Source organism: Clostridium acidisoli DSM 12555 (genome assembly GCF_900176305.1).
In the GTDB taxonomy this organism is placed as follows: domain Bacteria; phylum Bacillota; class Clostridia; order Clostridiales; family Clostridiaceae; genus Clostridium_I; species Clostridium_I acidisoli.
This window is the reverse complement of the sequence record NZ_FWXH01000002.1, coordinates 768627-781805: the sequence shown is the minus strand read 5'-3', so window position 1 is coordinate 781805 and position 13179 is coordinate 768627. Positions and strand designations below refer to the sequence as shown.

The 13179-nt window shown below is 30.4% G+C and carries 13 protein-coding genes; all 13 read left to right on the top strand.

All coding sequences use genetic code 11. The features are described 5' to 3' along the window. Positions 1-2: 2 nt before the first annotated feature. The 13 genes from B8978_RS03845 to B8978_RS19710 all read left to right on the top strand — a co-directional run bounded on the left by B8978_RS03845 (position 3) and on the right by B8978_RS19710 (position 12756). Positions 3-731 (top strand): hypothetical protein, encoded by a 729-nt coding sequence (locus tag B8978_RS03845; protein WP_084113953.1) that lies wholly within the window; start codon positions 3-5, stop codon positions 729-731. A gap of 56 nt (positions 732-787) precedes the next feature. After that, positions 788-1258, top strand: a complete 471-nt coding sequence (locus tag B8978_RS03840; protein WP_084113952.1) for a hypothetical protein — start codon at positions 788-790, stop codon at positions 1256-1258. A gap of 14 nt (positions 1259-1272) precedes the next feature. Further along, positions 1273-2208: a phage baseplate protein gene (locus B8978_RS03835; protein WP_084113951.1), complete on the top strand. Its 936-nt coding sequence runs from the start codon at positions 1273-1275 to the stop codon at positions 2206-2208. Between the two features lie 31 nt (positions 2209-2239). Then, positions 2240-6397: a phage tail spike protein gene (locus tag B8978_RS03830; RefSeq protein ID WP_084113950.1), complete on the top strand. Its 4158-nt coding sequence runs from the start codon at positions 2240-2242 to the stop codon at positions 6395-6397. A gap of 60 nt (positions 6398-6457) precedes the next feature. Further along, the gene (locus B8978_RS03825) at positions 6458-6724 is read left to right on the top strand and encodes a hypothetical protein (RefSeq protein WP_084113949.1); all 267 of its coding nucleotides are present in this window, start codon (positions 6458-6460) and stop codon (positions 6722-6724) included. 67 nt (positions 6725-6791) lie between these two features. Further along, positions 6792-7058, top strand: coding sequence for a hypothetical protein (locus B8978_RS03820; protein ID WP_084113948.1), 267 nt, complete (start codon positions 6792-6794; stop codon positions 7056-7058). Between the two features lie 15 nt (positions 7059-7073). Beyond that, entirely contained in the window at positions 7074-7877 is an 804-nt protein-coding gene (locus B8978_RS03815; RefSeq protein ID WP_084113947.1) for a GH25 family lysozyme, read from the top strand. A gap of 64 nt (positions 7878-7941) precedes the next feature. Then, positions 7942-8274, top strand: a complete 333-nt coding sequence (locus tag B8978_RS03810) for a hypothetical protein (RefSeq protein WP_084113946.1) — start codon at positions 7942-7944, stop codon at positions 8272-8274. A 473-nt stretch (positions 8275-8747) separates the two neighbouring features. After that, on the top strand, positions 8748-9872 hold the full coding sequence (locus B8978_RS03805; protein WP_084113945.1) for a radical SAM protein: 1125 nt from the start codon (positions 8748-8750) through the stop codon (positions 9870-9872). A gap of 95 nt (positions 9873-9967) precedes the next feature. Further along, on the top strand, positions 9968-10495 hold the full coding sequence (locus B8978_RS03800) for a DNA topology modulation protein (RefSeq protein ID WP_084113944.1): 528 nt from the start codon (positions 9968-9970) through the stop codon (positions 10493-10495). Between the two features lie 100 nt (positions 10496-10595). Beyond that, entirely contained in the window at positions 10596-11138 is a 543-nt protein-coding gene (locus tag B8978_RS03795) for a hypothetical protein (protein ID WP_084113943.1), read from the top strand. A 176-nt stretch (positions 11139-11314) separates the two neighbouring features. Continuing rightward, positions 11315-12616 carry a helix-turn-helix domain-containing protein gene (locus B8978_RS03790; RefSeq protein WP_176212599.1) on the top strand — a complete coding sequence of 434 codons (1302 nt, stop codon included), beginning with the start codon at positions 11315-11317 and terminating at the stop codon, positions 12614-12616. Next, positions 12613-12756, top strand: a complete 144-nt coding sequence (locus B8978_RS19710; RefSeq protein WP_176212598.1) for a hypothetical protein — start codon at positions 12613-12615, stop codon at positions 12754-12756. The genes B8978_RS03790 and B8978_RS19710 overlap by 4 nt, the downstream gene beginning before the upstream one ends. Positions 12757-13179 lie beyond the last annotated feature (423 nt).

The following is a 13179-nucleotide window of genomic DNA, read 5'->3' as shown; positions in this document are numbered from 1 at the left end:
ATATGTCACGTAAACCATTATATTTCACTTTTAATAATATTTGTAGTTTAGATGTGAAAGATTTATATATAGTAAATACGTTACCAATGCCCAATAGTCCAAATAGACGTGTAACGAAAACACAAGTATCTGGACGAAGTGGAAATTTAAGAATAATAGAAACTGATGATTTTGGACAAGACGTGTATGATGATATAGATAAATCTTTAACATTATGCTATAAAGGCGATGATATAGATTTTATAAAAAGATGGCTTAGAGGTAGAGGTAATTTAATTTTGTCAAACCAACCAGACAGATATTTTAAAGCGTCTATTGATAATATTTTGTCTATTGAAAAAATAATAAGAACAATGAATAATTTTACAATTATATTTTCATGTTTTCCTTATGCATATTTAAATACTGGAGATATACCTATTATATATACCCCAACAGAAAACACATGGGAAACAATAATCATGAATGAATATGATTTATCACTTCCACATTTAAAAATATATGGACAAGGTGATATTGGAGTAATGGTAAATGGAGTTGAGACGGATTTTTATTCTGTTGATGGTTATATTGAATGTGATAGTGAATTGCAGCAATGCTACAAAGGAAATCAAAACTTAGGTATGAATATGAGTGGAAATTTTCCTGCACTGTATGAAAAAGAAAATATAATTGAGTTCACTGGGAATATATCCAAAATAGAACTAACACCACATTGGCGAAATATTTAATTAAGGGTCTTATTATAAGGCTCTTTTTTATTACAAAAATATTGGAGGTAAGAAATTTGAAAAAAGAAGACATAGTAAAGTTATGGAAAGCAATACAAACTGAAAAGGTTAAGGGTACTGTTAAATTCAGATATTCTTTATTAAAAATTGAAAATGATATAAAAAATGAAATAGAAGCACTAGAAGGTGTTGAAAAAGATATAAATGATATATTAGAACCTTTTTATGCAGAAAGAGGAGAACTAATAAAAAGTATAGGGATTTTTGATGAAAGCAAAAACACCTATGTTATAAATCCCAAAGAGACAGAAAAAGTTACAGAATTTAATGAAAAGATTAAACCAATACAAGAAAAATATAAGACTGAAATTGAAGAATATGAAAATAAATATAGAGAATATATAGAAGTTTTAAAAGAAGAATTAGATACAGAATTTAAGTTTAAAGAAATTTCATTAAATAACTGTCCTGATAGTTTAGAAACTGAAAGCTTAGAAATTTTTATGAAATTTAAAATAATAAAATAGAGAGGTGATTATAAATGTTTGATGGATATTATGCTATTAATTTAGCTTTGAATACAAATTTAACCAATCTACCAGATGTGAAAACAACAGACCACAAAAGTCGTGGTTTAGATATAACAAGAGTATTAAATGGAGTTGTTCAAAATACAGCTAATCAGACAATTTGGATGAACGCTACGACCCCTGATGGCAGAAATGTTAGCCAAATGGCAGATGTAGAAGACACAAATGTAGGACATTATTTGCTTACATATCCAGATAGTATGTTGAGGGTCTCAGGTGAAGTTCAAATTGAATTAACAATCATAGACCCAACAGGAACTATAAGCACAAATACAGGAACTGTAAATGTTGTAGAAGCAGTGAGTGATTATGGGGATATTATAGCTGCCCCCGATTATCCTGCATTATTACAAGCTGTAAACCAAATACAAACTATGCAAGCACAAATTACAACAATGCAAAATTCAATTAGTGCTTTAGAGCATTTTCAAACAGGTTCAAAGATAATGTCAGATACACCTTTAAATTCTACTTATTGGCTCCCTATGGATGGAAGGTCAACAAGTGGTTATAGTGGTTTATCTGCAATATATGGTGCAAACTTGCCTAATTACAATGGTAGAGTACCATTTCAAATTGACAGCACACAGCCAGAATTCAATACACTTGGTAAAACAGGTGGGGAGAAAGCACACACATTAACAATTCAAGAGACAGCTTCTCATATGCATGGATTACGAATGTATCAATGTAGCGAAGAAAATGCAGGACATTTTTCTGCGTATCCACAAGGTTGGCCAGGATACAATGGCTTTGCTGATAGGCTTATGGTGGTTACACAAATTGATACTCATTCAACTGAATATATGGAAACAGCTGGTGGAGGACAGGCACATAATAACTTACCTCCATACATTGTAGGCGGAAAATGGTATGTACACATTTAGTTATAAGATAAACAAAAAAAGAGGTGATTAAATGATAGTATTATATGATAAATTTAAGACTAGTGATTTTGATAGTAATGATTTAGTATTAAAAAATACAACTAAATGTGAGGTTACATGGGAGAAAAATGGACAGTTTCAAATTGATTTAGTTTATCCAATATTATCAGATGATGATAGATGGCAAAGCATAGTTAAAGGTGCTATTGTAAAATGTCCAGTTGCGTATCAAAATGACCAACTATTTAGGCTTAATACTCCTACAAAAAAGATGGATAGTGGATATTATTATATTGAAGTAACTGGATACCATATTACTTATGATTTAAATTATAATTTAGTGGAAAACGTAACTATTAGTAATAAAAGCGGTATTGATGCAGGACAAGAGATTTTAAATAACACACAATATTCACATCCATTTTCTTGGAATAGTGATATTGCAACTATAGCAAGTTCAACATATATAAGACAAAATCCAACAGATGCTTTAATTGGAACGGGTGATAATACATTTCTTCAAATTTGGGGTGGAGAACTTGTAAGAGATAACTTTAACATAGGTATGTTTAATCAAGCAGGGAAAAACAGAGGAGTAACAATAAAATACTCTAAAAATCTAACTGGTTTTGAACAATCCGCAGATGACAGCAATATGATTACTAGAGCAATGCCTTATATCAATGATGACAGTACTTCAACAGATGATTCAACAACGCAAAGCACAGATACAGTAATAACATTACCTGAAAAATATGTGGATAGTCCTAAAATCAATGATTATGCAAATATATATATTAAACCAATTGAAGTTACTCTTACAGATGACCAAAAAATTTTAAATGCTGACCAGAAATATCAAGTTATGAGGGACTATGTAAATAATTTATATGCTAATAATAATGATGTACCTACATATAGTTATTCTGTTAACTTTATAGAATTATCTAATACGGAAGAATATAAAGACTACGCAATCTTAGAAGAAGTACATCCTTATGATTTTGTCGTAATTAAAGCCTTGGATATAGATGTAATTGCTGAATTAGTTGGTTATACATATGATGCTTTAGTTAAAAATTATATAGGTATTACATTGGGGAATATTAAAAATGATATTTTACGAAGTAATCAAAAATCACTGTTCCAAATATCTAAGCAAAATCAAAATAATATTAAAATACTACAAGCACAAATTGGAGATATACCTAATAGTATGTTGTCAATCGCCACTTCAACCACAAGTGGTGGAAATAATTTATTTGACCATTCTATACCAGAAGATAAATATGTATCTGAATGGGTAACTACAGGTGGTACAGTTGTAGACGATGCTACACTTCATGATACGGATAAGGTGTGGAAGTTACCACCTAACGCAAGTTTGAGTAAGGCTGATGTTTTAGTTAATCCAAATAATTATAAGAGCAAACAATTAATGTTTAGTCTACAAGCAAAGTATAGTGGTTTAACTATCACAGATAGTGGACAGTACAATGTACCTAATCAAACAAATGTTTTACTTGGTGCTTTAGATGCTGTTATAAAAAGATGCATTGTAGATACAAAAGGAACAACTTGGACTTTTAATGGTAATAACACAGGAGTTATTACAGAACGAATTGGAGTTACTGGCGGTACAGGTATAACAATAACCAATAGTAATAACTATCCATATGTTATACATGCATATGATAACTTAGGTAATCAGTTAGCAGATTTTACAACTAGTCCTATACCAAATAATGTATTTCAAATAGCTGTTGAAATTTTACAATCTATGTCGCCACAAGCTATTGCAGGATTTAACATCTTTGAAACTAATCCATATACAGCAGATAGTATTAGCTTTTTATATGCTAACAAAACTAACTGTGACTGGGAAGTTCAAGAACAAAGCTTTAACCTCACAACAGAACACCCAAGTGACATAATTCAGCAGATAAACTTTAGAGCTAGTAATAATGATGCAAATGGAACTGTCTATATTGGGGCGTTTATGATAAACACAGGAACTGTGAGGAATGACTTTAGTCAATCCAGTAATGATACAGTTCAGACGTTGAGAGCACATCAAATTGTAGCTGACTATATCCAAGCAAACCAAGCTGATATTGATAAGCTACATGCTACTAATGCTACGGTAGATAATCTAAGTGCTACTTATGCAACTATCACAAATTTAACTGCTACTAATGGCAATATTCAAAATTTAACAGCTAGTGTTGGTAATATAATGGACTTAACTACTAATACACTTAAATCTCATATAGTTACAGCAGATAATATGGTTGCAGGAACTATTACAGCAGGGTGCGGAGTAATTGCTAACGGGGCTATAGGAAATGCTCAAATAGCGGAATTAGATGCAGGAAAAGTTAAGACAGGGCAATTAAGTACTTCACTTGTAACAATAGAAAGTTCTAGCGGAAATATGTATATTGCAGACAACACCATACAGATAAAAGACAGCAGCAGAGTAAGAGTCCAAATAGGTAAGGACGCTTCAAACGATTATAATATGTACGTTTGGGACGCTTCGGGCAATCTGATGTTTGATGCCACAGGACTTAAAGCCCAAGGAATAAAAGATAAAATAATAAGAAATGACATGGTTTCTGATACTGCAAATATAGATGGCTCAAAGCTTGATATAGATAGTGTTGTAACAAGTATTAATGGCTCTACTACACTATTAAAATCAACCCAAGTACAGTTAAGTACAGCTAATCAGACTTTAGAAGTTGCTTTTAATAACTTAACTAATACTGTTACAAGTCAAGGAAATACAGTACAAAGCCAAGGAACTTCTATAAGTACTATGCAAGGGCAAATTTCTAGCAAGATTTGGAACACGGATATTACTGCTGCAAGAAATGCACTACAAAGTGAAATTACTACAACTCAAACCGATTTAACTCAGACTAATACTGCAATAGGATTTAATGCCTCAAACCAATCTTTTACAAATGCAACTGGTAGTTTAAGTGGTAGACTTAATTCAGCAGAGAGTAGTATACAAGTTCAAGCAGGGCAGATTTCTTCAAAGGTATCAACTACCGACTATAACGGAAATACACTTGTAAGCATGATAAATCAGTCTTCTAGTAAGATAAATATGTCTGCATTAAATATTAATTTAAGTGGCTATGTTACATTTAATAGTTTAAGCACAGCAGGAAGCACTACTATAAATGGAAATAATATTACCACAGGTACTTTGTCCGCTAGTAAAATTAGTGGAGGTACATTAACTTTAGGTGGCTCAAGCAATACAAATGGTTTACTGCAAGTTTATAATGCTTCTAGCACTAAAGTTGTACAATTAGACCAAACAGGTATAACCATAACTGTGCAAAATGATAGTACAGGTTTTAATATAAAAAACAATGCAGGAACTTCATTACTCTCTATAAATGGTGGGAGTGGAGAAGCAACATATGCGGGACTTTGGACTGTGAATAATGGTGTTGCTGCAACAGGCGAAACGACTATAAATAATGGTACTGTATATATTAGTAGTACAGCATTAACAAACGCCCTAACTTTAAGCATAGGAACAGGTGATGGAGCATCATGGAGTAGCTATAACTCCTCTATACAAAGTTGGCAAGGTCTAGCCTTTGGAACGAATGCTAACTATGATGGAACTGGAACTGCTTTTAAGCCAAGAATATTAATGAATTGTAGAACTGGGGATCTTACCCTTAAAAATGCCCTTTATGCCACAGGTTTTCAAAGAACCTCGGATAGTAAATGGGCAGTTTTCTCAAGTAATATAGATAATATCTTCTATCAAGGCACTGGCTTTAACTGGGTTAGTGGTGGAACTTCTTATTGGGTCTATCAGTCAGGTGGTTCGGATGAAAGGCTAAAAGCTAACATTATACCTAGCACTAAAAACTGTTTAGATACTATTAATAACATTAACATTGTGCAATATAACTGGATCGAAGATGGAAAACACATAGATGTGGGTGTTATTGCCCAACAAATGAGCACACTTAATAGTGAGTTTATGCGTCCTTTTATGACAAAAGGCAATGTAGACTACTATGCGCCAAATTGGGATAAAGTAATGCCATATGTAATTGGAAGCTTACAAGAAGAAGATAGCAAAATTCAGGAGCTAGAACTAAAAATAACTAACTTAGAAAATGAAATACAACAGTTAAAAGCTGCATCCTAATTAATTTAGGGTGCTTTTTTAATATAAAAAATAAAAGATAAGAAAAGGAAGGATGTAAAAATGATGATTAGTGAAACTGTAAATTTATCTGCAAGTATAACTCTAAAAGATGGTACTGGTACAGATATCATAGTGGCTTATGTGACAACCTCGTTAGATGGAGGCACTGAAAACTTTAATATAGCACTAAGTGTACAAAATAAAGTGTTACTAGACACAGCAGGAGCTACAAACACAGTAGGTGAAACAGCAGCACAACAGTACACAGAATTTGAGACAGCAGTAAAAGCAAGAGCAAAAGAACTCGGTTATGTTATTTTTGCATAGTTAAATAAAAAAGCATCTAGTTAATAGGTGCTTTTTTAATACAAAAAATATCAATTGGAGGTGAATTATGGAGGACAAAGATAAGACTTTAGAAATTGTAGAAAGGTTAGCAAGGATAGAATCCAAGCTGGATGATTTTTCAGATTTAAGAAAAAAGGCAGAAGATGGATACAATACAGCAATGCAAAATAGCAAAGATATAGATGAGATTAAAGAAAGCTATGAAAAATTTATAGAAGAATTTAAAACAGATAATAAACATATGTGGTACACAGTAGGAGCAATTGCAGTAACAATAATTGGATATCTATTAAAAATTACAGTGTTTAAATAAAGAAAGGGCGATTAAATGTTTAGAGGAATTGACATTTACAGCGAAGATAACGTAACAGATTGGAACGCAGTAAAAGCAAGTAATATACAGGCAGTTTATATAAAAGCCAGTGATGGAATTTCCTATATCAACCCAAAGATGGATTCACAATATCATGGTGCGAAGTCAGTAGGATTGTTGGTAGGATTTTATCATTTTGCAGAAAGGAATAGTGCTATAGCAGAATATCAACATTTTAATAGTGTTATTAGTAAATATCAACAGGACTTAAAACCATGTTTGGATTATGAAGTTTCCATTCCAGACATGAATTTTGTATCACAATTTATGGCTCAAAATCCTAATTTAATTCTGTATTCTAGTCATAACATTACAGATATATCAAGACTACCTATAAGTAAAATATGGGTAGCAGAACCACAGACAAACCCTTCAAATACAAAAGGTTACGGTGGTATCCAATATAGTTGGACAGGAAGAGTTAATGGGATAAGTAATAATGAAGTTGATATGGATTTATTTAATGAGACTATACTTAACAATGGCATTAATGCACCAGTAACAATAAATAATATACAGGAGAGTGTACAAGTAATGGTTATAAAAATGGGTGAAAATTCCAACAGAGTTCGATTACTACAAAGTATTTTAAATGTTTTAATCGGTGGGGTGTCCATTGATGGAGATTTTGGAAAAGGTACATATGATGCAGTGGTAAAATATCAAGAAATAATGCATCTTAGTGTAGACGGTGAAGTAGGAGAAAACACAATAAATACTTTATTAAATGATTTAAAAAATAATTGGTTCAAATTATAAACAAGGGATTTAAAGTCTCTTGTTTTTATTTACAAAAAATATAAAAAAGGATGGTAATGTATAAATGGAAATATTAAAAAATTATTCAACAGAAATTATAGGTGTAGTGTCTTTTGTTATTGGACTAATAGTACCAATTGTAATTAAGAAAGGTAAAGTAATTTTAGGTTTTATTAAAGGCAAAATTGGTGATGCTAATTATAATGAATGTAAGACATTCTTAGAAAATTTATATGAATTACATAAAGAAGATTTTTCAGAAGATAAAATTGTTTCTCTCTTAGATTTATTAGATAATAAATTTGGAGACCATTTATCAAGAAATACAATAAAAGAAATCGTAGAAACAGTTGCAGGAATTGTTATTGCAGATGTGGCAAAAGAAGTAGCAAAATAATACATACATAAATGTAAGAAATTTTAGTAGGTTGTAATTCACAATTTACTAATTTTAGAGGGTATAGCTAGGTGTCGCCACTTTTGGCTATACCCTTTTTTTCGTTTTATTTTTTAGAGTATTTATTTAATTGAATGTTGTAAAAAATAAAGATTTAAATAAAGTGCTTGTTTGTTTGATTTTTCTATGTTAAAATACGTTTAAGGAATAATGGTAACGTGTTGTTATTGGAGTAATAAGAACGTATTAAAGCCTAAAAGAATAGGTTGAAAAATATATGTAAATTAGAGTTGGTGTTTGAGGGGCGTGTGTTTTAGGACGTACGGGTTCAAGTCCCGTCACCTGCACCAAATAAGAACTAGAATTTTTATACAATGGAAGTCCTTGATTTCAGGGACTTTCATTGTTTTTGTGGAAAATATAGTTGGAAGACTTAAATTGAATTATTAGGAAGATTAATTAGGAGGATACATATGAAAATTTCAAAAAAAGATGCGTTAACATGGTTTGAGTTTTTTTCAATATTGCCAGAGGACGAGGAAGTTATGGTAAAGCAACAAGAAATCATCCTCGCTACCTTTGCACAAATTGAGGCAGTAATTGATTATAGAAATGATAAGTTAATGTCGGAAATTAAAGGTTTAAAAACTTTAAAGGATAGAACTTTTTATGTAGGAGATGACACTAAGTTTCCAAAGGGATGCGTATCATGCCTTTTAGGAACTGGGTTAAGTGCTGTTAGAAAGACAAATAAATGTAATGTGGAATGTAAATTTTGTTATAACTACGGTGAATTAGATAACATACCTCCAATAGGGGAAGGTATGTGGGAAATTGGTGGCACAAAGTTTTACGAAAAGGATATTGACTTATTGCTTTCAATACACAAAAAGCCAACAGGCATTGCTTATGTTTATTTAGAGCCATTTATGGAAATCGAAAAATATTATGGAATTATAAAAAAATTCAATGAAGCAGGGGTTTATCAACATCTATATACAAATGGAACGCTAGCTACAGAAGAGACATTAAAAGCACTAGGAGAAGCTGGGCTTAATGAAATTCGTTTTAATCTAGGTGCATCTAATTGCTCGGATAATGTTATTAAAAATATTGGAATAGCCAAAAAATATATCAAAAACGTAGGTATAGAAACTCCAATGACACCTGAGCTTTTTGAAGTGTTTTTTAAGAAGAAACAAGCAATCTTAGATACAAAACTTGATTTTATAAATTGTGCAGAGTTACATTTAAATGAGAATAACATAGACAATTATGATGGTGAAAATATGTATATATCAAGACAAGGCTATGTATCTCCAATTTGGAGTAGAGAACTAACGCTTAAATTCATGAAGATAGCTGATGAAGAAAACTGGGATTTAGTAGTTCATGACTGTTCAAACCATACAAAATTTACAAGAGATTTGAATTTGAGCAGCAAAGAGGGCAAGTGGTTCGGATCAAGTAGTTATGGCTGTGAGTTTTCAAGAATGCCCTATGAAGCATTTTTACCAATACTACGTGATGACAATTTCAAATTTCTAAATGAAGAGGAATTACCTGACGGATATAAACCAGGAGAGTTGATTTTTTAGAGGGAACCGTCATATGCACCAAAATTTAGACTACTCATGTGAATGGGTAGTTTTTATCGTATAAAAGAATGTTAGTAAGATGTAAGGAGATAAGTATGAGTAGTATAGGTAAAAAAATAATGGTTATAGGTTCACCAGGTAGTGGCAAAAGTACTTTTTCAAAAAAGCTTGCAGAAAAAACTGGTATTCCACTTATTCATTTGGATAAGGAATATTGGAATTATGGATGGATTGAGACACCAAGAGAAGAGTGGATAAAAAAGCAAAAAAAATTACTAGATGCAGAAGAGTGGATAATTGATGGCAATTACGGAAGTACAATTAATTTACGTGCAGAAAAAGCTGATACAATTATTTGCTTTAAATTAAGCAGATATATTTGTATAATGAGGTATTTAAAACGAGTGATTACTAATATTAATAAAATAAGAACAGACATGACAGAAGGATGTTATGAAAAGATTGATTTTGAATTTATGAAATATATATGGAACTTTTCTAAAAATTCAGGATTGAAAAATTTAGAAAAAGTAGAGATGGATAAACGCAAAAAAATAGTGGTGTTTAGAAAAAGAAACGATGCAAATGAATTTTTACAACATTTTATGAAAAATAACAATTAAAACATTTAAATTGTGATTATGAGGGAGTATAATCTAGTTATTGTTAAATTATATAATTTAAGTAGAATTTTTGGATATTATGAGTTGGTGATATATTATTATGAATCGAAAACGAATTATGATTTATTGTTGTATTGTTACATTGATAATGTCGCTAAATTTCATGACAAGTTGCGGGGAAAAATATAGTCAACAAATTCACGCTTCAAAGACAAGCGCCACTCAGGTGATTTCAAACAGTAAAATAAAAAGTATTAAAAATAGTGGAACTATTAGTTTAGTAGATGATTCCCCTGCATCACTTTACTGGGTACCTAAAAACCAAAGGACTACATTATATGAAGTTACTTCTTGGTTACAGCAAGCTAAGCTTTATGAAGGTGAAATACCTAAGTCACAGAGTATTGGAATATTTAATGGAAATATTAATCCTTCAATACTGTATATAAAAACTTCCAATGAGCATGAAATAACAATACAACCTGCATTTTATTTTGTTTTGAATAATGGAAAATCTTTTGAAGTTCGCTATGTTCATGATGTACTTCAACTTAATAATGATAAACAAAAAATTTATATTCAATCAAGCAAGTTATTCAAGTGGCTTAGAAATGATAAGTGGAAAACGGAATTTGAAAGATAATTAAGGATTGTTTGAAGACACAACATTAATAAGAATTCATTATAGATGCTACACTGATTATCCATAAAATTATTACATTAAAATAGGTAACTAAAATTATTCAATAAAGTTGCCTAAACATCAAAAAAGGAATATAATGTATTTAAAGTATAATTTAAACGGATTGGGGTGATATGATGAATTTTCTAACTACTGGAGAAAAGATTAAGAGACTAAGGATTCAATTAAATCTTACACAAGAAGAATTGCAAACAGAAAATGTTACACGAGGACTTATAAGTATGATAGAGACAAATAAGAGGGACGTAACATATGCAACGGCTGTAAAACTTGTTGATAAATTCAACGAAAAAGCAGAAGACTTGGATATTATTTTAAATATAAACGAAGCTTATTTGATGCGTTCGCCAAGAGAAGATGCTGAAGTTTATTGTATGAACAAGCTTAAAAATGAGGATATAACACAGGAAGAAATAAACGAAATTTTTAAGTTATCAGACGAATATGATTTATTGGAAGTTAGAGCAAATGCATATTGTAAACTTGGAGAAATCTACTTTAAAGAAAGAGAATTTGAAGTAGCCTGGGATATTTATAAAAAGGCCAAAGAAATATATATAGACATTAAAAAGGACGAAAAATTAGGTTATGTTTATTGGAAAATGGGTTTTTGTAAAGCAGAGGCTCTAAAGTATACTACGGCAATTGAATACTATCAATTAAGTCAGTATTATAGTTCTGAGTATAGTGATTTTGAAACTAAAAAATTATGTTTATATTCTTTAGCAAACAGCTATAAGAAGTTAAATGAAATAGATTTAGCTTTAGAAACAATTGAAAAGTTTTTATTGGTATGTGACCCAAATAAGGATTATAGGTTATATATTTTTGCGCATGGTATTAAAGCAACTTGTTACGAGGAAAAAAGAGAATATGACAAGGTAATAAGAATATATACTGAAGTTCTTTCAAATATTCTAGACAATAAAAATCTATTTTTAGGATATGCATATGTTAATTTAGGTAGGGCGTATGCCTTTAAAGATAATTATGAAGAAAGCTTTAAATATTTTAAACTTGCTGAAGAATTTTCAAAAGAAAGTAATAAGTCTTTTTTATCTGTGGTATTTATAGAAAAAGCAATTATTTTATTAAAGCAATTAGGTAATGACGAGGCAATTAAGAACTTAAAGTTAGGTTTAAAATATGCTGAGGAATACAATAGTATAGAATACTTATTAAAAGGAAAATGGGCACTTATTTCAATATATAGAAAAATCAATAATAGAGAAAAATCAATAAACATTTACAATGAAATTATTGAAATATTAAAAATTAATGATGACACTGAGGAGTTAGTTAAGATTTATAATGAGCTAGCGATTGCATATTTGCACAGTGATGATATTAAAAATTGTGAAAAATATTTGTTGTTATCAAGAAAAATTAACAAATTAGATTTAGGGGTGGTATCATGAAAAAGAATATTATGAAAAAATTAATAATTGGGGTATGCTTCTTAATGTTGGTTTTAACAATTTCTCCAAATTTAGCAACAACTAATTTGAATAGCAAATCAACGATTTTTAAAACAATGGTAGACATGCCAAACGGATAAGTTAAATGTTTAAAGTTCTTTGAGTATACACAAAATTACAATACAGATCAATGAACATATGCCAGATGATTAACTAAATATAACAGATTGATAACTAGGAATTTAAAACTGCCTAGTTATTTTTTATGCAAAAAAATAAGGGCAATTATATAAATTACAATATTAAATAATTAATGTGGCATGCATTTGGTATACATAAACTAATAATTTTACTTAGACACAAAACACAATAGTGTCCAAATGACTCTTTTATAAATAATTTTTTAAACAGATACAGTTCTTATTTTCTAAGTGTCTAAACTTAACATTTAAAATACATGGTAGTACAACGAAAATCTAGATGTTTACAGAGTTTTTTTAAAGTCTAAAAAAGTTGGCATGATATTTGCTGTATATAAAAGTGTAAGTTGTTAGAATAAATTT